The sequence below is a fragment of the Roseococcus suduntuyensis genome (genome assembly GCF_014196305.1).
Lineage (GTDB): Bacteria > Pseudomonadota > Alphaproteobacteria > Acetobacterales > Acetobacteraceae > Roseococcus > Roseococcus suduntuyensis.
The window spans coordinates 44,911-68,162 of record NZ_JACIDJ010000006.1 but is presented as its reverse complement, the minus strand read 5'-3'; the positions used below and the strand labels follow the sequence as shown (position 1 = coordinate 68,162).

Below are 23,252 nucleotides of genomic sequence, written 5' to 3'. Positions count from 1 at the left end.
TTCTCCTGTCGGTCTAGAATGGACGCTTGCCTTGGGGCATGAGCGCGGCGAGCCCGCCGCGCATCAAGCCCTTCTGGCCCATCTTGTTCATGCGCTTCATCATGTCGCGCATGTCCTCGAATTGCTTGAGCAGCCGGTTCACCTCCTGCACGGAGGAGCCCGAACCGGCCGCGATGCGCCGCTTGCGCGACGCCTTGATGAGGTCGGGGTTGCGGCGTTCCTTCACCGTCATGGACGAGATGATGGCCGCCTGCTTCTTCAGGATGGTCTGGTCGAGGTTGGCGCCCTCGAGCTGCGACTTCAGCTTGCCGATGCCCGGAAGCATGCCGAGCATGCCGGACAGGCTGCCCATCTTGCCGATCTGCTTGAGTTGGGAGGCATAGTCCTCGAGCGAGAACTGGCCCTTCTGCATCCGGGCCGCGAGCTTCTCGGCCTCGGCCTGGTCAATGGTCTCGGCCGCGCGCTCCACCAGGCTGACGATGTCGCCCATGCCCAGGATGCGGCCGGCGATGCGGTCGGGGTGGAAATCCTCCAGCGCGTCGAGCTTCTCGCCCGCACCCAGCAGCTTGATGGGGGCACCCGTGACGGCGCGCATGGAGAGTGCGGCGCCACCGCGCGCATCGCCATCCACGCGCGTCATCACGATGCCGGTGACGCCCACCTTCTCGTTGAAGGCACGGGCGGTGTTCACCGCGTCCTGGCCGGTCATGGCGTCCACGACCAGCAGGGTCTCGTGCGGCTTCACGGCGGCTTTCACGGCCGCCACCTCGTCCATCAGCGCGTCGTCGATGGCCAGCCGGCCCGCGGTGTCGAGGATAACGACGTCATAGAGTTCGCCGCGCGCCGTCTCCATGGCCCGCTGCGCGATCTGCAAGGGCGTCTGGCCGGCGATGATGGGCAGCGAGGTGACTTCGGCCTGGCGCGCCAACGTCTCCAGCTGGAGCTGCGCGGCCGGGCGGTGCACGTCCAGGCTCGCCAGCAGCACCTTCTTGCGCTCGCGGCCGCGCAGGCGCAGCGCGATCTTGCCCGAGGTGGTCGTCTTGCCCGAACCCTGCAGGCCCACCATCAGGATGGGCACCGGGGACGCGGCCGCAAGATCAATGCCCTTGGCGGCGTCCTTCCCGCCAAGCGCGTCCACCAGCGCGTCATGGACGATCTTGACCACCATCTGGCCGGGCTGGATGGAGCGGATCACCTCCTGCCCCACCGCGCGCTCACGCACCTTGGCGGTGATGTCCTTCACGACCGGAAGCGCGACATCGGCCTCAAGCAGGGCCACACGCACCTCGCGCAGAGCGTCGTTCACATCGGCTTCGGAGAGGGCGCCACGGCCGCGCAGGCGGTCGAACACACCCTGCAGCTTGGAACCCAACGCCTCGAACACGGTGAACACGCCTCCAAACGAAAATGCGCCGCTGCGCGAATCTCGCGGAGCGACGGTGATCCCGCATGGGGCGGGACCGGAAAAGGCCTTAGGCCAAGGTTGGCTGATACTCTTCCGACCGTGCCGCGTCAATGCAAGCTAAACGACGGGGCAAGCTAAACGACGGGGCAAGCTAAACGACGGGGCAAGCCAAGCGACGGGACAGACCGGGCGGCAGAATCAGGAGACCAGGTCGGCGACCACCAGCCAGCCCTGGGGTTCCTTCGTTACCTCGGCCAGGGAGACATTGGCCGCGCGCCCGAAAGCCACCTGTTCCCACAGCACTTCCAGGATGCGCATGGCGGGCCCCTTCCCCCCGCCGAACGCACTGCCCACGACCGATTCCCGGAAGGCGTACCAATGCAGACCCTGCGCCAGCGTCTGCACATCCTGCCCGAACAGCGCGTCGAGCTTCTCCTGCAACTGGCTCGCCGCCGCATTCACGAAGATACCGGCAAGTCCACCCGTGCCGAAGGCGATGCCCGTCTTGGTCACGCCGCCGGCCGTGCTGTACATCTTTTGCCGGATGATGCGCGTCATCTGGATTTCGAGGCTGCCCGCCGGCACCGCCTTCTTGGCCACCTGCCAGGAATACCAGGCCGCATACTCCACGCTCTTGCCGCGCCGCGACGGCGGGATCATCGTGTTGAACAGGGCGTTGATGCGATACCAGACCACCGAATTCTGTACCGCGCCCGCCCCGCTGGTCAGCCCGCCCACATCGGCCAGGTTCACCACCACGGAACCGAGCATGCCGAGCGATTTTTTCTGAAAGAGGTATTCCTGCGTCTTGGGTGACGGCCCGCCATGCCCGTTCTGCCCAAAGAAGGGATTGTCCAGAGCATCCCCGTCCGGGTCCTGCATGGCCACGTCGAGGATGCCGGCCAGCAGGTTGCCGGCATTTTCATGGACGGATTTCAGCCCCTCGACCGCCAGGCCCGCGGCCGCGGACTGCCCGGCCTTCGTGCTGAGGACGTATTTGACCGCTTCCGCGCCACGACTGCCCGACATGCATTCCTCCCGGCCCATACAGGGGCTCCGGTCATGCATTTAGCCGGAGCGGCGGAAGACACGCCAGGGTTGTCTGTCCGCCCCGAAAGGACGCGGCCAGGGGCGCTACTTCGGCGCCAACACCATGATCATCTGGCGGTTTTCCAGGCGAGGCATGGATTCCACCTTCACGATCTCGGCCAGTTCCGTCCGAATCCGCTCCAGCAGCTTCACGCCCAGTTCCTGGTGCGCCATCTCACGGCCGCGGAACCGCAGCGTGACCTTCACCTTGTCGCCTTCGCCGATGAAGCTTTTCGCCTGCTTCATCTTCACGTCGTAGTCATGGTCATCAATGTTCGGGCGAACCTTGATTTCCTTGATCTCGACGACCTTCTGCTTCTTGCGGGCCTCGTTGGCCTTCTTCTGCTGTTCGTACTTGAACTTGCCATAATCGGTGATCTTGCAGACGGGCGGAACCGCGTTCGGGCTGATCTCCAGCAGGTCCAGGCCCGACTGGTAGGCGCGATACAGCGCATCGCGGATGCTCAGTACGCCGAGCATTTCGCCATTCTCGTCGATCAGGCGGACCTGCGGGACGCGAATTTCTTCATTGACGCGGGGGCCTTCGCGCGAGGGCGGCGAGGGCGGCATGGGGCCACGGGCTATGGTCTTCTCCTGTGTCTGTTGCGAGGCAATTGGGCAATCTTATGGGGCGGCGTTCATTCCGCTGCAACGGGGGCGCTTGACAAATCGGGCGCCATGCCCTCGCGGCGCAGCAGGGCCACGGCCTCCGCCAGCGGCAGCACCTCCTGCTCGCGGCCCGGCAGGCGGCGGAGAACCAGCTTGCCCTCCTCCGCCTCGCGCCGGCCCACCACGGCCAGCACGGGCACGCGCTGCTCGATATGGTCCACCACCTTGCGGTTGATCTTCTCGTTCCGCAGGTCGGTCTCGACGCGCAGCCCGGCGGCGCGCAGGGCGGCCGCGGCCTGCTGGGCGAAGGGGGTGGCGTCGTCCACGATGGTCGCCACCACCACCTGCACGGGCGCCAGCCAGAGCGGGAAGCGGCCGGCATGCTGCTCGATCAGGATGCCCAGGAAGCGTTCGAAGCTGCCCAGGATGGCGCGGTGCAGCATGACCGGGCGCTTGCGGGTGCCGTCCTCGGCCACATAGGTCGCGTCCAGCCGCTCGGGCAGCACGAAATCCACCTGCAGCGTGCCGCATTGCCAGTCGCGGCCGATGGCGTCGCGCAGCACGAATTCCAGCTTGGGGCCGTAGAAGGCGCCCTCGCCCGGGTTCAGCTCATATTCCACGCCGGCGGTGACGCAGGCTTCCTTGAGCGCGCCCTCGGCGCGGTCCCATACGGCGTCCTCGCCGGCGCGCACCTCGGGGCGGTCGCTGAACTTCACGCGGAAATCGGTGAAGCCCAGGTCGCGGTAGATGGCCGAAAGCAGGTCCACGAAGCGCACCGTCTCGGCCGCGATCTGGTGCTCCTCGCAGAAGATGTGCGCGTCATCCTGCGTGAAGGCGCGCACGCGCATGATCCCGTGCAGCGCGCCCGAGGGCTCGAAGCGGTGGCAGGCGCCGAATTCCGCCATCCGCATCGGCAGGTCGCGGTAGGACCGAATGCCCTGGTTGAAGATCTGCACATGGCAGGGGCAGTTCATCGGCTTCAGCGCATAGGTGCGGTCGGCCTCGTCCTTGTCCTCGACCTTGGCGAGGAACATGGCGTGACGGAATTTTTCCCAATGCCCGGAGGCTTCCCAGAGGCGGCGGTCCACCAGCTGCGGGGTCTTCACCTCCTCGTAGTCGGCCGCATCCAGGCGGCGGCGCATGTAGTCCTCGACGGTGCGGTAGAGCTTCCAGCCCTTCGGATGCCAGAAGACGCTGCCCGTCGCCTCCTCCTGCAGGTGAAACAGGTGCATCTCGCGGCCGATCTTGCGGTGGTCCCGCTTTTCGGCCTCCTCCAGCATGGTGAGGTAGGCGTCGAGTTCCTTCTGGTCACGCCAGGCGGTGCCGTAGATGCGGCTCAGCACCGGGTTCTCGGGCTTGCCGCGCCAATAGGCGCCGGCCACCTTCTGCAGCTTGAAGGCCGGACCAATGTCCGCGGTGGTCCGCATGTGCGGGCCGCGGCAGAGATCGGTCCATTCGCCCTGGCTGTAGAGGGTGATCACCTGGTCGGCCGGCAGGTCGCGGATCAGCTCCACCTTGAAGCGCTCGCCCTTCTTGACGAACACGTCCACGGCCTCGGCGCGGCTCACCACCCGGCGCTGGAAGGCGGCCCCGCGCGCGATGATCTCGCGCATCTTGGCCTCGATGGCGGGAAAATCCTCGGGGGTGAAGGGCTCGTTGCGGTGGAAGTCGTAGTAGAAGCCGTTCTCTATCGAGGGGCCGATGGTCACCTGGGTGCCGGGAAACAGCTCCTGCACGGCTTCCGCCAGCACATGGGCGCAGTCATGGCGGATCATCTCCAGCGCCTCGGGGTCGCGGCGGGTGATGAAGCGCAGCTTCGCGTCCGTCCCGATCTCGGCCGAGAGGTCCATCAGCCGGCCATCCACCTCCATGGCCAGTGCCGCCTTGGCCAGGCCCGGCCCGATGCTGGCGGCCACCGTCGTGCCCGTCACCGCGCCGTCGAAGGGGCGGGTGGAACCGTCGGGCAGGGTGATCACGGGCATCGGGGACTCACGATAGAACAGGGGTTGCGCGAAGGGGCGGGACCATGGGCACCCCCCGCCCCGCGGTCAAGGGCGGCCACTCGCGACCGGCGCTTGCGGCGGCCCCCGCCCGCGCGCAGATTGGCATCATGAGTGAAAACAACGCACGGCGCAGCGCGATCTATGTCGATTTCGACAATGTCCTGTCCGGGCTGCGCGAGGGCGCGGGGGTCGAGGTGGCGCGCCACTTCGCGGAGGCGCCGGAGGAATGGCTCGCCTGGCTCAGCCAGGGCGTTCCGCGCCGCTTCCTGCTGCGCCGCTGCTACATGAACCCGGCCGGCTACCTCGAGGAAGCCGACGGCATGCGCCGCTATTTCAGCAGCTTCAGATTTGCCTTCCAGGCGGCGGGCTTCGAGGTGGTGGACTGCCCGCGCCTGACCCGCATGAAGAACGGCGCGGACCTTCGCATCGCGCTGGACGTCATGGACGCGCTGGCCTCGCCGCTCGCCCGCATCGACGAGTTCACCCTGCTCTCCTCCGACAGCGACTTCGTGCCCCTGCTGCTGCGGCTGCGCGCGGCGGACCGGACCACGCGGCTGGTCGCCCATCCGGAGCTGGGCCGCGTGGTGCGCGCGGCGGCCGATGAGGTGCTGGGCCTGGACGCCCTGGCCGAGGCGCTGGGCTGGCAGCGCGAAGCCAACCGGGACCAGCTCTTCGGCCCCGACCTGAACCAGGCCATCCTCGGCGTGATCCGGGAGACCATGGAGGGCGCGGCGGAGCCCCTGCATCTGCCGGACCTCGGCCAGATCGTCCGCGACCGCACGGGCGAAACGCTGCGCGGCAGTGACTATGCCGGCTTCGGCTCGGTGGATGCGATGCTGGAGGCGGCGGGCGGCTATGTCCGCCAGGACGGCACGGGCGGCGGCTATGTGCTCCGTCCCGAATGGCTTGCGGCACCGGAGCCCGCCGCCGAACCGGCCAGCATCTCCGAATAGACCGCGAGCGTGGCCGCCTGCATCGCGGCCACGCTGGGTGCCGCGGCGCGGGCCGCCCGCCCCAGCCGCGCCAGCGCCGCGGCATCCAGCGCCAGCACATGGGCGATGGCGTCCGCCAACGCCGCCGCATCGCCGGGCGGGACGCGCCAACCCGTCACCCCCTGCGCCACCGTCTCGCGCGGGGCGCCAAGGTCCGAGGCGATGACCGGACGGCCCATGGCCTGGGCCTCCACCACCGTCCGGCCGAAGCCCTCGGGCTGCACACTGGCATGGACCACCACATCGGCCGCCAGCAGCGCGGCGGGCATGTCGGCCACATGGCCCACGACATGGGTGCGGTCCGCGACCCCCAGCCGGTCCGCAAGGGCGCGGAGTTCCGCCACGAAACCCTCCCGCCCCTGCGCGTCGCCGGCCAGCACGGCATGGGCGCCGGGCAGGCGGGCCAGGGCCTCCACCAGCACGGCCTGGCCCTTCCAGCGGGTAAGGCGACCGGGCAGCAGGATGAGCGACGCGCCCTCCGGCACCCCCCAGCCCGCCCGCAGCGCCGCCGCGCGGGATGGGTCCACCCGCGCCGGGTCGAACAGCGACAAATCCGCCCCGCGCGGGATGATCCGCAGCCGGTCCTCCGCCACGCCATGCCGCGCGCGAATGTGGTCGGCGATGTGGTGGCTGATGGCGATGACGCGGTCGCCCTTGGCCATCACCGCATTGTAGGCGCGCTTGCCCGGGAAGTTCTCGGAGTAGGTGGCGTGGTAGGTGGTGACGAAGGGCAGCCCCGCCCGCCGCGCCGCCCAGAGCGCCGACCAGGCCGGGGCACGCGAGCGCGCATGAACCAGCGACACGCCCTCGGCGGCGATCAGCGCCGTGAGCCGCGCCGCATTGCGCCAGATGCCCCAGGGTGACTTGGTGGCCAGCGGCAGCATGACATGCCGTGCCCCCAGCGCCTCCAGCGCCGGCACCAGCCGCCCGCCGGCCGAGGCCACCACGGCCCGCTGCCCGGCCGCCACCAGCGCGGCCGCGATCTCGAGCGTGCCGCGCTCGACGCCCCCCGCCTCCAGGGCGGGCAGCACCTGCAGGATGGTGGCGGGGCGTTCCATCCCGTGGTGGTAGGGGAGGCGCGCCGCCACCTCAAGGCCATGCCCCCGCTTGCCGCCCGCCCGGCCCGGTGCCATGCCGCAAGACATGGACGAGATCACCGGCACCATCCCCGCCCCAGACGGCACGCCCATCGCCTTCCGGCGCCTGGAGGGTTCGGGCCCTGGCATCGTCTTCCTGGGCGGCTTCCACAGCGACATGACGGGCAGCAAGGCGCAATTCCTCGCCGAATGGTGCGCGGCGCGGGGGCAGGCCTATCTGCGCCTGGACTACAGCGGCCATGGCGCCTCGGGCGGGCGCTTCGAGGAAGGCACCATCGGACGCTGGGCCAGCGATGCCGAGGCCGCACTGCTGGCGCTGACCCAGGGGCCGCAGATTCTTGTGGGCTCCTCCATGGGCGGCTGGATCGCGCTGCTGCTGGCACTGCGCCACCCCGCGCGGGTGCAGGCGCTGGTCGGCATTGCCCCCGCGCCTGACTTCACCGAGGACCTCATGTGGGCCGAGATGCCCGAGCCGGTGCGCCAGGCCATCCTGACGGAAGGCCAATGGCTCCGCCCCAGCGCCTATGGCACGCCCTACCCCATCACCCGCGCGCTGATCGAGGAGGGGCGGCGCCATCTGCTGCTCCGCACCCCCATCGTACTCGACGTCCCCATCCGCCTGCTGCACGGCCAGGCCGATGCGGACGTGCCCTGGCAGCATTCGCTCCGCATCGCCGAGCAGGTGACGGGCCAGGATGTCCAGGTCACGCTGGTCAAGGGCGGTGACCACCGCCTCTCCGGCCCGGCCGAGCTGTCACTGCTGGGCCGCACACTGGCCTCCCTCCTCGGCCCCCCTCTCCTCGGCGAGAATGCCGCGTAGCCCCTCGCGGAAGCTCGGATAGGCCCATTCGATGCCCAGCGCCGCGCGGGTGCGCGCGCTGGAGACGAGGCGGCTCTCGGCCCAGAAGCTGCGGCCCATCTCGCTCATGCCCGGCGCGGCCTCGGCATAGGGGGTCTCGGGCGGCGGGGTCATGTTCAGCAGGCGCGCGGCTTCCTCCACCACCTCGGCGCCGGTGCAGGGTTCGTCATCCACCAGGTGCAGCACCCGCACCCCGGGCGCGGGCGGACGGCTGGCCGCGGCGAAGAGGGCGCGGGCGATGTCATCGCGGTGGATGCGGCTGAAGCGGTGGCCGGGCCGCACAACCCGCCGCGCCGTGCCGGCCCGCATCTCGTCCAGCGGGCTGCGGCCGGGACCGTAGATGCCCCCGGTGCGGAACAGGTCCACCGCCGCGCGCCCGGCCAGCTCGGCCCATTGCCCCTCGGCCGCCACGCGCCGCCGGCTGCGGTCCTGGGTGGGCGCGGGGGGCGTCGTCTCGTCCACCCAGGCGCCGCCGCGGTCGCCATAGACGCCGGTGGTCGAGATGTAGCCCACCCAGCGCAGGGGCGCGGCCCGCAGCGCCTCGGCGTGGGCGGCCCAGGCGGGGTCGCCCTCCGGGCCGGGCGGGGCGGTGGCGACGAGGTGCGTGGCCGCCCGCAATGCCGCGCCATCGGCGAAGGGCACCACCTCCACGCCCGGCGGGGCGGCCACACGGGCGGGGTCGCGCGCCGTGGCCAGCACGCGCCAGCCGCCGCGCATGGCGAGTTCCGCCAGGGCACGCCCGGAATAGCCAAGGCCGATCAGGGTCAGGGTCTGTGTCATGCGCCCCATCTGGGAGGATCGTCGCAAATTCGGCAACGGGGCCGATTCCGCATTGGCGCATCACGCCCTATGTTCCGGGCGTGAATCGCCGCCTCTCTCTGCTGCTCAGCCTCGCCGCCCTGCTCGTGCTCCTGGCACTCGGCGCGCTGTGGTGGCGTGAGCCGCCGCCGGTGGTGAACGTCGCCGCCCCGCCGCCGCCCGCCGCGCCCGCGGCGCCCGCCCGCCCCGCGCCGGACCTTCCCCTGCCCCTTCCGCCCGAATTGCCTCGGCTGAGCGACGGGCCGGATTACGACAACTGCCTCGCCCTGCTGCGCGACGACCCGGAGGAGGCGATGCGCTTCGCCCAGGCCTGGGACGCGACCGGCGGCGGCGATGGCGCGCTGCATTGCGCCGCTCTCGCCATGATCGGCCTGGGCCAGCCCGACACCGCGGCCGAGCGGCTGGAACGGCTGGGCGCCGGCAGCCGCGCGGGCGGGCTCGCGCGCGCCGCGGTCTATGGCCAGGCCTCCCAGGCCTGGATGATGGCGGGTGACGCCAACCGCGCCTTCGGCGCCGCCACCATGGCGCTGACCCTGGCCCCCAACGACCCCGACCTGCTGGTGGACCGCGCCGTGATCCAGGCGGCCCTGGCCCGCTACGGCGATGCGCTGGACGACCTGGACCGCGCCCTGGCGCTGGAGCCGGACCGGGTGGAGGCCTTGGTCTTCCGCGCCGCCGCCCTGCGCCACCTCGACCGCGCGACCGAGGCCGTGAATATGATCCAGCGCGCGCTGAACCTCGCCCCCGACAATGCCGAGGCCCTGCTGGAACGCGGCATCCTGCGGCAGTTGCGGGGCGACGCCGCCGGGGCCCGGCAGGATTGGGAGCGTGTGATCACCGTGGCCCCCGAGAGCATGGCGGCGAGCCTGGCCGCGCAGAACATCGCCCTCAGCGAGGTGGGGCCGGCGTCGCGCTAGGGCGCGGTCCACCTTTGGTGGATGGCGCCCTATCCTTTTTCGGGCGACTGATTCACCGCTCCGGCCATCCGGCCTCCGCGGATCAGGCGCCGGTTTTTGGGCGACTGATTCACCGCTCCGGCCATCCGGCCTCCGCGGATCAGGCGCCGGTTTTCGGGCGACTGATTCACCGCTCCGGCCATCCGGCCTTCGCGGATCAGGCGCCGGTTTTCGGGCGACTGATTCACCGCTCCGGCCATCCGGCCTTCGCGGATCAGGCGCCAGGCGCCGGCCGACGCGCCATTGCAGCCTTCACGATCGCCGCGCGCTGCGCCTCGGTGGCGGTGGACCAGGCGGCGATCTCGTCCAGCGTCCGCCCGCAGCCACGGCAGACGCCCTGTGCGCCGACGCGGCATTCTCCGGTGCAGGGCGAGGGGGTGGCCATGGGGCGCTGCATGTGCCCTGGCTGCGCCCCCCTGTCCATGGCTTGCGTCCATCCGGGATGCACGGGATAGCTTGGGCGCCCGTTTCTGACCGGAGAGTGGAATGCCCCGTTTCGACATGATCCTGCGCGGCGGCCAGGCCGTCCTGCCCTGGGGCATCGAGCCTTTGGACATCGGCGTGCGCGACGGTCGCATCGCCGCCATGGGCGACCTGCGCAAGGCCGAGGCCGATCAGGTGCTGGACTGCGCGCGGCTGCATGTCCTGCCCGGGCTGATCGACGCCCATGTCCACCTGCGCGAGCCGGGTGATCCCAACGTCGAGACCATCGCCACCGGCACCAGGGCCGCCGTGCTGGGTGGGCTGGCCGCCGTCTTCGACATGCCCAACACCAGCCCTTCTATCACGGACAGCGACCAGCTCGCCTGGAAGCGCGGCCATGTGAGCGAACACGCCTGGTGCGACATGGGCCTTTACGTGGGCGCGTCCAAGAAGAACATCGCGGAGCTGGCCTCGCTGGAGACCGAGGAAAATGTCTGCGCGGTGAAGGTCTTCGCCGGCTCCTCCACCGGCGACCTGCTGATCGAGGACGACGCGACGCTGGAGGCCGTGATGCGCTCCGGCCGCCGGCGCATCTGCTACCATTCCGAGGACGAGTATCGCCTGCAGGAACGCAAGAAGCTGTTCACCGCGGGCATGCCCCACCGCAACCACATGGAGTGGCGCGACGTCGAGACGGCCATGCTGGGCACCAAGCGCCTCATGGCGCTGGCCCGCAAGACCGGCCGCCCCGCGCATATCCTGCACGTCAGCAGCGCGGAGGAGCTGGAATACCTGGCCAGCTTCCGCGACCTCTGCACCGTCGAGGTGCTGATGAACCACCTGACCCAGACCGACGAGGCCTATGACCGCCTCGGCGGCTATGCGGTCATGAACCCCCCGATCCGCGACCGCCGCCACCTGGAGGCTGCCTGGGAGGCCGTCCGCAACGGCACGGTGGACGTGGTGGGCAGCGACCACGCGCCACATTCCCGCGCCGCCAAGGAACGCCCCTGGCCCGACACGGCGGCGGGGCTGACCGGCGTGCAGACCATCGTCCCCGTCATGCTGGACCATGTGAGCCAGGGGCGCCTCAGCCTCATGCGGCTCGTGGATCTGATGTGCGCTGGGCCGGCGCGGGTCTATGGCGCGGTGAACAAGGGCCGCCTCGCGGTCGGTTACGACGCCGACTTCACCCTGGTGGACATGGCCGCCAGCCGCGAGATCACGGAGGACTGGATCGCGAGCCCCTGCGGCTGGACGCCCTTCGCCGGGTATCGCTGCCAGGGCTGGCCGGTGGGGACCATCGTGCGCGGGAATGTGGTGATGCGCGAGGGCGAGGTGCTGGGCGCGCCCACGGGCAAGCCGGTGGAATTCAGATAGTTTTCCGCCCTCAGGCGCCGGGCGCGGCCTCCGGCCGCGGGGCTTGCCCGCCGCGCCGGACGCGCGGGCTTGCTGGTCGGTCTGGGCGCGCCGGCCGCGGCGCGGCCGGATTCTGGCGGGGCTGTTCCCGGCGCTTTGGGTGACGCCGCCCTACAAATGCCGCCCGCGCTCCAGGATTTCCAGCGTGTACTCCCGGTAGGTCATCCCCAGTTCCTCCGCCCGCGCCAGGCGCCGCAGCGCGATCTCGGGCGGCGGGGTCTTCCAGGCGCGGCGGTGCGCGCGTCGCCATATCCATTGCCGCCAGGAGGCGCCGCCAGGGTCCTCCTCCTCCAGCGGCGGGCCGCCATTGTGGCCCGGAGCATTTTCGAGCTGAGCCGAGACGCTCGGCGACTCGGAAAATGCGGCATGACAACAAGCTGGCGCCGTCATCCGAGGCGCTTGTACATGATGGCGGTGCCCTCCAGCCGGTCCTCCCGCGCCGCGCGCGCCCAGCCGGGCAGCACCCCTACCAGCACATAGCCCAACGATTCATAGAGAGGCTGCGCGGCGCTACCGGCCACGGTGTCGAGGGTGAGCAGGCTTCGCCCCTCGGCGCGGGCGAGGGGCTCCACCGCCGCCATCAGCGTCCGGCCCAGGCCCTGGCGGCGGGTGTCCGGGTGGACCAGAACCTTGCACACCTCGGCCCGGTGGCGCTGGTTGGGCGGGGTGCCGAGGTCGAGCTGGGCCGTACCCAGGATGCGACCCGCGCGGCGGGCCACCAGCAGCCGCCGCTCCCCCTCCGCCACGGCGGGCAGCACCTTGGCGCGCCACCAATGGGCGGAATCCTCCGGGGCGAAGGGCAGGATGAACCCCACGCTGGCCCCGCCATGGACGCAGCCGTGCAGGATTTCGGCCAGTTCAGGCAGCGCGGCCTCGGCGGCGGGCGCGTCCAGTTCCTCCACGGTCATGGCGCGGCGATCGCGATGAGGTAGGCGGCGCCATCCGGCCCCGCCGCCAGCCTTGTGGGACCGTTCAGGATCAGGCGCAGGCAGTCGCCCGGTGCCAGATCCCAGCCCTGTGGCCCATGCTCGAAGCGCAACGCGCCCGTCGTCAGCAGCAAATGTTGCTCCATTCGCGGCACGGGCGGCGCGGGATAGGCGATGGCCGCCCCCGCCGGCAATTCGCCCGCCACCATCTCCATGCGCAGCCCCGCCCCCGGGGGCGAGGCGGCACGGCGGCGAAAGCCTGTCTCGGGGTCGGTCCATCGGGGCTGGTCAGCCAGGCGCACCAGGGCGGGGGCGGCACCCTCGGCCTCGGCCATCAGCCGCGACAGGGTCCAGCCGTGCACGGCGCAAAGACGACCCAGCATGGCGGCGGTGGGGCTGGTCTCCCCGCGTTCGAGGCGGGAGAGGGTGGCGCGGGAAATGCCGCTGCGCTGCGCCAGTTCCTCCAGCGACAGTCCGGATTCGGCGCGCAACGCGGCGAGGCGCGCGGCGATGCGGCGTTCAAGTGGGTCATCCAACAGCGCGACGTCTTGCATATGAGAAAATTTCCCACCAACAAGATGCTGCGTCAAGCGCCCATCAGAACAGCCCGGGCCAGCGCGCCGCGCGGTCGGCCTCCTGCGCGGGGGTCAGGCTGGTGGGGCCGTCCACCACGCCACGTGGGCCGGTGGAGAGTGGCGGGCCGAGCATGGGGGGTCGCGTCACCCAGCAATCCGCCTGGCCCAGGCTGCGCGTGCAATAGGGCGCGTTGCCGGGGGCCGGGGCGGGGGCGGCGCAATAGCTCATGCCGCGGTCCAGCCGGACGATGGAGCAGTCCCGCCCAGTGACGGCGCTCACCAGCAAATCGGGCGGCGCGCGGCCGGTCAGCGGCAGGGAAACGACCGTCGCCGCCCCCAGCCCGACCAGTGAGGGGCCGTCGCAGGCGGGCAGCGCCAGGGCCAGCAGCAGGGGGAGGAAACGCCGGGGAAAGGGAGCCATACCCCCTTCCAGCACGCCCAGCCTTAACGCAAGGCGAAGCGCAAGCTATACCCCCTGCTCCCACGCGGCCCACATCCGGAAAAGCCCAGAGCCTTGCCCGATCTTGTTGACGAAGTTGATGAGGAACTGCGCGCCGAACGCGCCAAGCGGCTGGCCTCGCGCTACGGCAGCCTGCTGGCCGGCGTGCTGCTGCTGCTGTTGGCGGGCGTGGCCGGCTGGCAAGGCTGGCGCTGGTATGAGAATCGCCAGGCCGGCCAGGCCGCCGCGCAATTCCTGACCGTGGCCCAGCAGGCCGCGGCCGAGGGCGCGGACATGCGCGCGGCCGCCGAGCGCTTCAACGCCATCGCCACCGAGGCACCCCCCGGCTACCGCACCCTGGCCCGGCTGCGCGCCGCCGCCCTCCTGGCAGAGACGGGCCAGCGTGACGAGGCGCTGGCCGCCTACAACGCCCTGGCCGGCGATGGCGGGGTGGACAGCCTCTACCGTGACCTCGCCACCGTGCTATGGGGCCTGCACGCGGTGGACGTGGCCGATGCGGGCGAGATCACGGCCCGCCTCACCCCGCTGGCGGGCAATGCCGCCCCCTGGCGCGCCTCGGCGCGGGAGGTCCTGGCGCTGGTCGCGCTGCGCGCCGGACGCAATGCCGAGGCGCGCGGACATCTTCAGGCCCTGCTGGCCGATGCGGCGACGCCGCCCGGAATCCGGGAACGCGCGAACCGCCTGATGCAAGGAATGGGAAGCTGATGGACACGCCCGTGAATGCCCGCCCCCAGGGCTGCCGCCTTTGGGGCCGCCGCGCCGCCCTGCTGGGCGCCGCCGCGCTGGTCGCCGGCTGCGACACCATCACCGATGCGACCGACCGTCTGCTCGGCACCCGCAAGGAACCGCTGCCCGGCAGCCGCGCGCCCGTTCTCTCGGCCCAGCGCACGCTGGGGGTGGATGCCTCGGCCCAGGCCCGGCCCTTCACCCTGCCCGCGCCGGTGGTCAACACGGCCTGGACCACGCCCGGCGGCAATGCCGGCCATGCGCCGGGGCACCTGGCCCTGGCCCGCCCGCTGGGCGAGGTGTGGCGCAGTTCCATCGGCACCGGCACCGGCTACCGCCAGCGCATGACCGCCCCGCCCTTGGTCGAGGGCGAGACGGTCTACGCCATGGACGCGATGGGCCGCGTCTCGGCGCTCGACATCGCGCGCGGCAGCCGCCGCTGGCAGCGCGACACCCGCCCCGAGGATTCACGCGGCGGCGCGCTGGGCGGGGCAATGGCCCTGCACGAGGGCAGCCTCTACGTCGTGACCGGGATGGCCGAGGTCATGGCGCTGGACCCCGCCACCGGCGAGATCCGCTGGCGCGCGCCCATGCCTTCGGCCGCGCGCGGCGGCATCGCGGTGGCGGGCGGGCGCATCCTGGTGCCCAATATCGAGAACAATGTGGTGGCCTTCTCCACCCAGGATGGCAGCCGCGCCTGGTCCTTCCGCGGCACGCCCGTGCAGGCGCTGATGCTGGGCCAACCCAGCCCCGCCGTGGACGGGGACATCGCGGTGATGGGCCTCGCCTCGGGCGAGATCGTGGCGCTGCGCGTCGCCGATGGCCGCACCGTCTGGACCGAGAGCCTGGGCATGGCGCGTTCCGGCGCGCCCTCGCTCTCCGACATCAGCGCCATCACGGCCATGCCCGTCATTGACCGTGGGCGCGTGCATGTGACCAGCGTGGGCGGCACCAGCGCCTCGCTCGACCTGCGCTCGGGCCGGCGGGTATGGGAGCGCGACGTGGGCGGCCCCGTGACGGTGGCGGCCGCCGGCGACTGGGTGTGGCTGCTCTCGCGCGAAGCGGAACTGATCTGCATGGGGCGCGAGGATGGGCGCATCCGCTGGATCACCGCCCTGCCCTCCTTCGGCGACCCCGACCGGCGGCGCGACCCCATCCTCTACGGCCCGCCCGTCCTCGGCGGCGGGCGTCTGCTGCTGACCAGCAGCACGGGCCAGGCCATCGAGGTGGACGCGGATGCGGGCGAGATCATCGCACGCTCCCGCCTGCCATCGGGCTGCACCCTGCAGCCGGCGCTGGCGCTGGAAGGCGCCTACCTGCTGGTGGACAGCGGCAGCGTCGTGGCACTGCGCGGCGTGGGATGAGCACGCCCGAAACCGGCGGCAGCCTGCCCGTCGTCGCCATATTGGGCCGGCCGAATGTGGGGAAATCCTCCCTGTTCAACCGGCTGGTCGGGCGGCGCATCGCCATCGTGGACGACACGCCCGGCGTCACGCGCGACCGCAAGGAAGCCGAGACGATGATCGCCGGCCGCGACGTGATGCTGGTGGACACGGCGGGGCTGGAGGAAGCGGCCCCCGAGACGCTGTTCGGCCGCATGCGCGCCAGCAGCGAGGCGGCGCTGGAAATGGCCGACGTCGCCATCTTCGTGGTGGATGTGCGCGCCGGCATCACGGCGGCCGACCGCGCCTTCGCCAACTGGCTGCGCCGCGCCCGGCGCCCCGTGATCCTGGTGGCCAACAAGGCCGAGGGGCGCGGCGGCGCTTCCGCCGCCATGGAGGCCTATGAGCTGGGGCTGGGCGACCCCATCGCCGTCTCGGCCGAGCATGGCGAGGGCATCGGCACCCTCATGGACGAGATCGCGGAGCACCTGCCCGCGCCGCTCAAGGACGACGCGCAGGACGATGCTAACCGCCCGCTGCGCCTCGCCATCCTGGGCCGGCCTAACGCGGGAAAATCCACGCTGCTGAACACCCTCATCGGCGAGGAGCGCATGATCACCGGGCCGGAGCCCGGCCTCACGCGCGATGCCATCGCCTCGGAATTCGAGGATGAGGTGGGGCGCATCCGCGTGGTGGACACGGCGGGGATGCGCAAGCGGGCCCGCATCACCCACCGCCTGGAGGAAATGAGCGTCGCGGCCTCCATCAACGCCCTGCGCGAGGCGGAGGTGGTGGTGCTGGTCCTCGACGCCCTGCTGGGGCTGGAGGAGCAGGACATCCGCATCGCGCGCCTCGCGGAGCGCGAGGGCCGCGCCGTGGTCATCGCGCTGAACAAGTGGGATGCGGTGGAGGATCGGGCCGCGGCGCGCGGGCGTATTTCCGACACGCTGGAGACCTCGCTGAACCAGCTGCGCGGCATCGAGGTGGTAACCATGTCCGCCGCCACGGGTGCCGGCGTGGACAAGCTGATGCCCGCGGTGCGCCGCACCCATGAACGCTGGAACCGCCGCATCGGCACCGGCGCCCTGAACCGCTGGTTCGAGCACATGCTGGAAAAGCACCAGCCGCCGCTGGTGGATGGGCGACGCCTCAAGCTCCGCTATGCCACCATGCCCAAGGCACGCCCGCCCACCATCGTGATCTTCGGCACGCGGGCGGAGCAGGTGCCGCTGGAATACCAGCGCTACCTGCTGAACGGTTTCCGCACGGAATTCGACATGCCGGGCGTGCCGATCCGGCTGCAGCTGCGCGGGACCGAGAACCCCTACGCCGAGGCCGAATAAGCGCAAGGCAGGGTTTCGCAGAACGCCGAAGCATTTCGGTTTCCTCCCGGTGCAGGCTTGCCGCCCGCGCCGAGGAGACGCCGCCATGTCCGCCGCCCATGAAGCCTTCCACGCCCTGCACCAGGGCCCCTGCTTCGTCATGCCCAACCCCTGGGATGGCGCCTCGGCGGTGCTGCTGGCGCGGGAGGGGTTTGCCGCACTCGCCTCCACCTCGCTCGGCATCGCCTTCGCGGCGGGCGTGCCCGATGCGCGGGCGGCCATCAGCCGCGACGCCGCCATCGCCAATGCCGCGCTCATCGCGCGGCTGACCGGGCTGCCGGTGAATGGCGACCTGGAGGATGGCTTCGGCCCCGCGCCCGGGGATGTGGTGGCGACGGTGGAGGCCGCCATCGCCGCCGGCCTCGCGGGGCTGGGCATCGAGGACATCACGACCGACCCCGCGCGCCCCATCCATGACTTCGACCACGCCGTGGCGCGCGTCGCGGCTGCCGCGAAGGCCGCGCGCGGGCGCATCGTGCTGACCGCGCGCTGCGACAATTTCCTGCACGGGCGCCCCGACCTGGACGACACCATCCGCCGCCTGGTCGCCTTCGCCGAGGTGGGGGCGGATGTGCTCTACGCCCCCGGTCTGCCGGACATGGACAGCATCCGCGCCGTGGTGCGCGCCGTGGCGCCCCGCCCAGTGAACGTGGTCTTCGGCCCGCGCTCCGGCCCCGTGCCGCTGGAGGAACTGGCCGCGGCAGGAGTGCGGCGCGTCTCGCTCGGCGGCGCGCTGTACCGCCACGCCATGGGCGCGCTGGTGGGGGCGGCGCGCGAACTCCGCGCCGGCCGCTTCGACTTCATGCAGGGCGCGGTGACGACGCCCGAGGTCACGGCGCTGCTACCAACCGCGAAAGGTTGAAAATCCGCTCCGCCCCCTTGGAGAACGCGGCCCCTGCCCGCACACTCCGCCGCGACAGAGAGCGGCGGCGCGCGGTGCGCCGCCCACCGGGCTGCGGCGTACCTCGCGCCCGGGGCTTGAGGGCAGGAAAGCGGATGATCAACAAGATCGTGAATTCGGTGGCGGAAGCGCTTGCGGGCGTGAAGGATGGCAGCACCGTCCTGATCGGCGGCTTCGGCAGCGTGGGCCAGCCCGATGAACTCATCGAGGGGCTGATCGAACAGGGCGCCACCGACCTCACCTGCGTGGCCAACAATGCGGGCACGGGGCATGTGGGGCTGGCCCGCCTCATGGAGCTGGGCCGGGTGCGGAAGATCATCTGCTCCTTCCCGCGCAGCGCCGGCAGCGTGGTCTTCGAGGAGCTGTACCGCGAGGGGAAGATCGAGCTGGAGATCGTCCCCCAGGGCACCATGGCCGAGCGCATGCGCGCCGCGGGGGCCGGCATCCCCGCCTTCTACACCGCCACCTCCACCGGCACGCTGCTGGCCAAGGGCAAGGAGGAGCGGGAGTTCAATGGCCGCAAATACGTGATGGAGCACGCGCTGAAGGCCGATGTGGCCCTCATCGAGGGCTGGGAGGCCGACCGCTGGGGCAACATCACCTACAACCAGTCCGGCCGGAACTTTAACCCCGTCATGGCCATGGCCGCCGACATCACCATCGCGCAGGTGCAGCACATCCGCGAACTGGGCGAACTCAGCCCCGAGATGATCGCGACCCCCGGCATCTATGTGAAGCGCGTGGTGCGCGTGGACCGCGGCGCGCCCTGGGCGTGACCGTCCGCCCTTTCCTGACCTAAACTCCCCAACGAGGAGAAACGCCATGCAGCCCTTTTCCCGCGCCCAGATGGCCGCCAAGGCCGCCGCCGACATTCCCGAAGGCTGGGTCGTCAATCTCGGCATCGGCATTCCCACGCTGATCGCCGACCATGTGCCGCTGGAGCGCGAGGTGATCTTCCAGTCCGAGAACGGCGTGCTGGGCATGGGCCCGGCCCCCGAGAAGGGCCGCGAAGACCCCTGGCTGATCAATGCCGGCAAGCAGATGGTCACGCTGCGGCCCGGCGGCAGCTTCTGCCACCACGCCGACAGCTTCGCCATGATCCGCGGCGGGCACATTGACCTCTGCGTGCTGGGCGGCTTCGAGGTGGCGGAAAATGGCGACCTCGCCAACTGGGCCACCTCCGAGAACGACACGGCCCCGGCCGTGGGGGGTGCGATGGACCTGGGCGTGGGCGCCAAGCAGCTCTGGGTCGTGATGGAGCACACCACCAAGGATGGCCGCCCCAAGATCGTGGAGCGCTGCGGCTATCCGCTGACCGCGCCCGGCAATGTGCGGCGCGTCTATACGAACCTGGCCGTGCTCGACATCGAGCCTGGCCTGGGCTTCGTGGTGCGCGACATCGCGCCCGGCATCAGCCTCGAGGAACTCCAGGCGAAGAGTGCGGCCAAGCTGCACACCCGCTCGTGAGCGCGGCACTCGCCGCCGGCGTGGCGCCCTTCGAGGGCGACCGCGCCGAGAGCATCGAGATGATCCGCGACAGCGCGCGCGGGCTTCTGGGCACCGACATGGCGCGCGTGCGTGCCCTGCGCTTCCAGGAACCGGGCTTCGACCCGGCCCTGCTGCGCGCCATGGGCGAGGCGGGCTGGATCGGCCTATCCGTCCCTGAAGCCGCCGGCGGCACGGGGCTGGGCCTGGGCGAGGGCGTGGCGCTGGCCGAGGAAGTGGGCCGCGCCTGCGCGCCCGAGCCCGTGGTGGCGCTGATGCTCTCCGCGCACCTGCTGGCGGCCGCGGGCGAAGCCACCGTCCTGCCGCAACTCCTGGCCGGCGAGGCGGTGGTGCTGACCGCCTGGCAGGACCGCGCGCACACGCTGTCCCCCGCGACCTCGGCCGAGGGCGCGCGGCGCTTCGTGCCCATGGCGGCGGGGGCCACGCACATCCTCTGGCCGGTGGCTGAGGGCGGGCGCGTGGCCCTTCACCAGCTGACCCGCGACCAGGTGGAGATCACCACCGAGCAGACCCAGGATGGCGGCCACTACGGCACCGTCCGCCCCCTGCCCTTCGCGGGCCACGGGCCGGGCACGCACATCGCCGATGACGTCGGCGCGGCGCTGGCCGAAGGGCTGGACCGCGCGGCGCTGCTGACGGCGGCCTCGCTGCTGGGGGGCATGGAGGCGGCGTTCACCATGACGCTGGACTACCTCCGCACCCGCCAGCAATTCGGCAAGATCATCGGCACCTTCCAGGCCCTGCAGCACAAGGCCGCCGACGCCAAGATCCAGGTGGCGCTGACCCGCGCCTCCGTGGAACAGGCGGCCGCCGCGCTGGATGACGGGCTTTCGGGCGACGCCGCCTGCGCCCTGGTCAGCCGCGCCAAGGCCCGCGCCAGCGAGGCCGGCATGGCGGTGCAGCAGGCCTGCGTCCAGCTCCATGGCGGCATCGGCTACACCGACCAATACGATGTGGGCCTGCACCTGCGGCGGACCATGGTGCTGGCGCCGGCCTATGGCGGCGCCAACCTGCACCGGCGCCGCTTCATGGAACTGGCACCCGAGACCGAGGACGAGGCGGCCTGACGGCCGCGCGGGAGGAAACAATGGACGGCATGGACCCCAAGACGCGCATGCGCATCACCGAGGAGCGCCATGGCGCCGTGGTGGTGCTCACGCTGGACTACCCCGCGCGCCGCAACGCCCTTGCGGTGCCGCTGCGCGTGGAGCTGGAACAGGCCCTCGAACGCGCCTCGGCCGATGGCCAGACGCGCGCCCTGGTGCTGACGGGCAGCGAGGGCGTCTTCTCGGCCGGTGGCGACATCTCGGGCATGGACATCGAAAGCGCCTATGACGGGCGCGAGCGGATGCGCCGCACCCACCGGCTGGTGCGCCTTCTGGCGCGCGGCAACCTGCCCATCGTCGCCGCCGTCGAGGGCTGGGCGGTGGGGGCGGGCCTCTCGCTCGCCCTGCTGTGCGACCACATCGTGGCCGCCGAGGACGCCCGCTTCATGGCCGGCTTCCACAAGATCGGCCTGATGTCGGACATGGGCATGCCCGCCACTCTGCCGGCACGTATTGGTGTTGGCCGCGCGCGCGACATGCTGCTGTTCCACACGCAGTATCTCGGCACCGAGGCCAAGTCGATCGGCCTGGTGGACCATGTGGTGCCCAAGGGCAAGGCGCTGGAAGTGGCGCTGGAACGCGCCCAGACGCTGGCCCAGGAAGCGCCCCTGCCCATCGCCTTCACCAAGCAGTGGTTCGCGGACGACCTGGAAACAGCGCTGGCCCGCGAATCCGACTTCCAGGCCACCCTCTTCACCACCACCGACTTCCGCGAAGGCCGCGAGGCCTTCCTGAACAAGCGCAAACCGCGCTTCCAGGGGCGATGAAAGTGGCGCGGGCGGCGCTTGGGAGGGCCCTGCCCTCCCAAACCCTCCCGCCAGGGGCCATTGGGCCCCTGGACCCTTTCACCGGGGTTGGGTTTGGAGGGAGGGGGCCGCGCGCGCCCTTCGCCAAGGCTGCGACCTCGACGCCCCCTCCCTCCAAACCCAATACACAGCGAGAGGGGTCCGGGGACCCAAAGTCCCCGGCGGATGGGGTCTGGGGAAGGCGGCGCCTTCCCCAGCCGCCACCGCGCCACCCCCATCATGCCTCGGGAGAAGCCCCATGAATGCCATCACGCCGCGTGAGCCGGATGATCTGAACGCCCTGCCGGACGAGGCCTTCCGCCTGCACATCCGGTCCTGGATCGAGGCCAATTATCCGGCCGAGTTGCGGAACCCGGAGAAGCGCCTCCACTGGGAGGAAAACAAGGTCTGGTACTTCAAGCTGGCCGAGAAGGGCTGGCTCTGCCCGGGCTGGCCGCGGGAATATGGCGGGCTTGGCCTGTCGCCCGCGAAGCAGATCATCTTCACCGAGGAGCTGGAGCGCTGGGGCTGCGCCCGCTGCAACGACCACGGCATCATCATGCTGGGGCCGCTCGTGATCCGGTATGGGACGGAGGCGCAGAAGCAGCACTTCCTGCCCAAGATCCTGAATGGCGAGCACATCTGGTGCCAGGGCTATTCCGAGCCCAACAGCGGCTCCGACCTGGCCAGCCTCCGCACCGAGGCGGTGGACATGGGCGACCACTATGTGGTGAACGGCCAGAAGACCTGGACGACGCTGGCGCAGGACGCGAACTGGATCTTCCTGCTGGTCCGCACCGACAAGGCGGCCAAGAAGCAGGAGGGCATTTCCTTCCTGCTGGTGGACATGAACACGCCCGGCATCACCGTACGGCCCATCATCAACCTGGAGATGCATGACGAGTTCTGCGAGGTCTTCTTCGACAATGTGAAGGTGCCGAAGGAAAACCTGGTCGGAACGCTCAACAAGGGTTGGGACATGGCCAAGGCCCTGCTGAGCTTCGAGCGCATCTACCTGGGCAGTCCCCGCCAATCCGCCTATGCGCTGACCCGCCTGCGCCAGCTGGCCGAGCGGATGGGCATGGCGGAAGACCCGCTGTTTGCCGACCGCTACGGCCGCCATCGCACGGATCTGGAGGATTTGAAGGCCCTCTACGCCCGCTATGTGGAGGTGCTGAAGCAGGGCCGCCCGCTGGGCGCCGACGTCTCCCAGCTCAAGATCGTGCAGTCCGAGCTGTTCCAGCGCATCACCGAGACGGCGCTGGAGGTGGCGGGCGAGAATGCCGGGCTGTTCGGGCCGATGGAGGGCAACCGGAACCTCAACCCCGGCGCGCTCTATATCCAGGCGCGGCCCACCACGATCTATGGCGGCACCAACGAGATCCAGCGCAACATCCTCAGCAAGAACGTGCTGGAACTGCCGGGATGAGCCAGCGCGACGAATTCCACCGCCTGGACGACACCGCCGCCGGCCTGTTCCGCGAGTTGGCGCCCGGCGTCACCACCCGCATCTTCGCGGGCGAGCAGGCCATGCTCTCGGTGGTGGAAATCACGCCGGGTGCCGAGGGCGTCATGCACCACCACCCGGAGGAGCAATGGGGCGTGCTGCTGGAAGGCAGCGCCACCCGCTTCCAGGGCGATGAGGCGATCGAGGTGCGGAAAGGTGATTTCTGGCGCACCCCGGGCGGCGTGCCGCACACCATGCGCGCGGGGCCCGAGGGGTGCCGCGTGCTCGACATCTTCAGCCCGCCGCGGCCGGAATACCGCAAGCCGGGTTCGGGCTTCGGCACCGGCTGATTGACGCCCGGCCCCTCCCGGCGATGATGCCGGGA

General features: G+C 70.9%; 26 protein-coding genes. 14 read left to right on the top strand and 12 right to left on the bottom strand.

Going from position 1 to position 23,252, the window contains the following annotated elements; all coding sequences use genetic code 11:
- Positions 1-13 precede the first annotated feature (13 nt).
- The 4 genes from ffh to thrS all read right to left on the bottom strand — a co-directional run bounded on the left by ffh (position 14) and on the right by thrS (position 5,085).
- Positions 14-1,384, bottom strand: coding sequence for a signal recognition particle protein (gene ffh, locus GGQ83_RS15690; protein WP_184386046.1), 1,371 nt, complete (start codon positions 1,382-1,384; stop codon positions 14-16).
- Between the two features lie 219 nt (positions 1,385-1,603).
- Positions 1,604-2,434, bottom strand: coding sequence for a hypothetical protein (locus GGQ83_RS15685; protein WP_242535168.1), 831 nt, complete (start codon positions 2,432-2,434; stop codon positions 1,604-1,606).
- A gap of 105 nt (positions 2,435-2,539) precedes the next feature.
- Positions 2,540-3,064 (bottom strand): translation initiation factor IF-3, encoded by a 525-nt coding sequence (gene infC, locus GGQ83_RS15680; RefSeq protein WP_184385705.1) that lies wholly within the window; start codon positions 3,062-3,064, stop codon positions 2,540-2,542.
- A gap of 68 nt (positions 3,065-3,132) precedes the next feature.
- Positions 3,133-5,085 (bottom strand): threonine--tRNA ligase, encoded by a 1,953-nt coding sequence (thrS, locus tag GGQ83_RS15675; protein ID WP_184385703.1) that lies wholly within the window; start codon positions 5,083-5,085, stop codon positions 3,133-3,135.
- Between the two features lie 128 nt (positions 5,086-5,213).
- Between thrS and GGQ83_RS15670 the strand changes: the two genes are divergently transcribed.
- Positions 5,214-6,059 (top strand): NYN domain-containing protein, encoded by an 846-nt coding sequence (locus GGQ83_RS15670; RefSeq protein ID WP_184385701.1) that lies wholly within the window; start codon positions 5,214-5,216, stop codon positions 6,057-6,059.
- On the opposite strand, the gene GGQ83_RS15665 is transcribed toward GGQ83_RS15670, so the two are convergent.
- The gene (locus tag GGQ83_RS15665; protein WP_184385699.1) at positions 5,990-7,156 is read right to left on the bottom strand and encodes a glycosyltransferase family 4 protein; all 1,167 of its coding nucleotides are present in this window, start codon (positions 7,154-7,156) and stop codon (positions 5,990-5,992) included. The genes GGQ83_RS15670 and GGQ83_RS15665 overlap by 70 nt on opposite strands.
- Positions 7,157-7,241: 85 nt before the next feature.
- On the opposite strand from GGQ83_RS15665, the gene GGQ83_RS15660 reads away from it, so the two are divergent.
- Positions 7,242-8,015 (top strand): alpha/beta hydrolase, encoded by a 774-nt coding sequence (locus GGQ83_RS15660; RefSeq protein WP_184385697.1) that lies wholly within the window; start codon positions 7,242-7,244, stop codon positions 8,013-8,015.
- Here the strand turns inward: GGQ83_RS15660 and GGQ83_RS15655 are convergent.
- On the bottom strand, positions 7,950-8,834 hold the full coding sequence (locus tag GGQ83_RS15655) for a Rossmann-fold NAD(P)-binding domain-containing protein (RefSeq protein WP_184385695.1): 885 nt from the start codon (positions 8,832-8,834) through the stop codon (positions 7,950-7,952). The two genes, GGQ83_RS15660 and GGQ83_RS15655, sit on opposite strands and share 66 nt — an antisense overlap.
- Positions 8,835-8,914: 80 nt before the next feature.
- Between GGQ83_RS15655 and GGQ83_RS15650 the strand changes: the two genes are divergently transcribed.
- The gene (locus GGQ83_RS15650) at positions 8,915-9,790 is read left to right on the top strand and encodes a tetratricopeptide repeat protein (RefSeq protein WP_184385693.1); all 876 of its coding nucleotides are present in this window, start codon (positions 8,915-8,917) and stop codon (positions 9,788-9,790) included.
- A gap of 29 nt (positions 9,791-9,819) precedes the next feature.
- On the opposite strand, the gene GGQ83_RS15645 is transcribed toward GGQ83_RS15650, so the two are convergent.
- Entirely contained in the window at positions 9,820-10,017 is a 198-nt protein-coding gene (locus GGQ83_RS15645) for a hypothetical protein (RefSeq protein ID WP_184385691.1), read from the bottom strand.
- Positions 10,018-10,043: 26 nt separating this feature from the next.
- Positions 10,044-10,226, bottom strand: a complete 183-nt coding sequence (locus tag GGQ83_RS15640; RefSeq protein WP_207018285.1) for a DUF1289 domain-containing protein — start codon at positions 10,224-10,226, stop codon at positions 10,044-10,046.
- Between the two features lie 89 nt (positions 10,227-10,315).
- Here GGQ83_RS15640 and GGQ83_RS15635 point away from each other — a divergent pair, with 89 nt between their 5' ends.
- Positions 10,316-11,632, top strand: a complete 1,317-nt coding sequence (locus GGQ83_RS15635; protein ID WP_184385689.1) for a dihydroorotase — start codon at positions 10,316-10,318, stop codon at positions 11,630-11,632.
- A gap of 150 nt (positions 11,633-11,782) precedes the next feature.
- On the opposite strand, the gene GGQ83_RS15630 is transcribed toward GGQ83_RS15635, so the two are convergent.
- The 4 genes from GGQ83_RS15630 to GGQ83_RS15615 are packed head-to-tail and all read right to left on the bottom strand — an operon-like array spanning position 11,783 to position 13,593.
- The gene (locus tag GGQ83_RS15630; RefSeq protein WP_242535169.1) at positions 11,783-12,061 is read right to left on the bottom strand and encodes a hypothetical protein; all 279 of its coding nucleotides are present in this window, start codon (positions 12,059-12,061) and stop codon (positions 11,783-11,785) included.
- Complete coding sequence (locus tag GGQ83_RS15625) at positions 12,058-12,579, bottom strand: GNAT family N-acetyltransferase (protein ID WP_184385687.1); 522 nt, start codon at positions 12,577-12,579, stop codon at positions 12,058-12,060. The genes GGQ83_RS15630 and GGQ83_RS15625 overlap by 4 nt, the downstream gene beginning before the upstream one ends.
- Positions 12,576-13,151 carry a helix-turn-helix domain-containing protein gene (locus GGQ83_RS15620; RefSeq protein WP_184385685.1) on the bottom strand — a complete coding sequence of 192 codons (576 nt, stop codon included), beginning with the start codon at positions 13,149-13,151 and terminating at the stop codon, positions 12,576-12,578. Before GGQ83_RS15620 ends, GGQ83_RS15625 begins: the two co-directional genes overlap by 4 nt.
- 43 nt (positions 13,152-13,194) lie before the next feature.
- Positions 13,195-13,593: a hypothetical protein gene (locus GGQ83_RS15615; protein WP_184385683.1), complete on the bottom strand. Its 399-nt coding sequence runs from the start codon at positions 13,591-13,593 to the stop codon at positions 13,195-13,197.
- A 93-nt stretch (positions 13,594-13,686) separates the two neighbouring features.
- On the opposite strand from GGQ83_RS15615, the gene GGQ83_RS15610 reads away from it, so the two are divergent.
- The 10 genes from GGQ83_RS15610 (at position 13,687) to GGQ83_RS15565 (ending at position 23,217) form a co-directional block, all read left to right on the top strand.
- Entirely contained in the window at positions 13,687-14,337 is a 651-nt protein-coding gene (locus GGQ83_RS15610) for a tetratricopeptide repeat protein (protein WP_184385681.1), read from the top strand.
- Positions 14,337-15,722 (top strand): PQQ-like beta-propeller repeat protein, encoded by a 1,386-nt coding sequence (locus GGQ83_RS15605; RefSeq protein ID WP_184385679.1) that lies wholly within the window; start codon positions 14,337-14,339, stop codon positions 15,720-15,722. The genes GGQ83_RS15610 and GGQ83_RS15605 overlap by 1 nt, the downstream gene beginning before the upstream one ends.
- A complete protein-coding gene (gene der, locus GGQ83_RS15600; RefSeq protein ID WP_184385677.1) occupies positions 15,719-17,083 on the top strand; it encodes a ribosome biogenesis GTPase Der in 1,365 nt (454 codons plus the stop codon). The genes GGQ83_RS15605 and der overlap by 4 nt, the downstream gene beginning before the upstream one ends.
- An 85-nt stretch (positions 17,084-17,168) precedes the next feature.
- Entirely contained in the window at positions 17,169-17,984 is an 816-nt protein-coding gene (locus GGQ83_RS15595; RefSeq protein ID WP_184385675.1) for an isocitrate lyase/PEP mutase family protein, read from the top strand.
- Positions 17,985-18,118: 134 nt separating this feature from the next.
- A complete protein-coding gene (locus tag GGQ83_RS15590; protein WP_184385673.1) occupies positions 18,119-18,799 on the top strand; it encodes a 3-oxoacid CoA-transferase subunit A in 681 nt (226 codons plus the stop codon).
- 46 nt (positions 18,800-18,845) lie between these two features.
- Positions 18,846-19,490 (top strand): 3-oxoacid CoA-transferase subunit B, encoded by a 645-nt coding sequence (locus tag GGQ83_RS15585; RefSeq protein ID WP_184385671.1) that lies wholly within the window; start codon positions 18,846-18,848, stop codon positions 19,488-19,490.
- Positions 19,487-20,596 (top strand): acyl-CoA dehydrogenase family protein, encoded by a 1,110-nt coding sequence (locus GGQ83_RS15580; protein WP_311728389.1) that lies wholly within the window; start codon positions 19,487-19,489, stop codon positions 20,594-20,596. Before GGQ83_RS15585 ends, GGQ83_RS15580 begins: the two co-directional genes overlap by 4 nt.
- A 20-nt stretch (positions 20,597-20,616) precedes the next feature.
- Positions 20,617-21,402 (top strand): enoyl-CoA hydratase/isomerase family protein, encoded by a 786-nt coding sequence (locus GGQ83_RS15575; protein WP_242535170.1) that lies wholly within the window; start codon positions 20,617-20,619, stop codon positions 21,400-21,402.
- Between the two features lie 277 nt (positions 21,403-21,679).
- Positions 21,680-22,849 carry an acyl-CoA dehydrogenase family protein gene (locus GGQ83_RS15570; RefSeq protein WP_184385669.1) on the top strand — a complete coding sequence of 390 codons (1,170 nt, stop codon included), beginning with the start codon at positions 21,680-21,682 and terminating at the stop codon, positions 22,847-22,849.
- Positions 22,846-23,217 carry a cupin domain-containing protein gene (locus tag GGQ83_RS15565; RefSeq protein ID WP_184385667.1) on the top strand — a complete coding sequence of 124 codons (372 nt, stop codon included), beginning with the start codon at positions 22,846-22,848 and terminating at the stop codon, positions 23,215-23,217. Before GGQ83_RS15570 ends, GGQ83_RS15565 begins: the two co-directional genes overlap by 4 nt.
- The last annotated feature ends 35 nt before the right edge of the window (positions 23,218-23,252 follow it).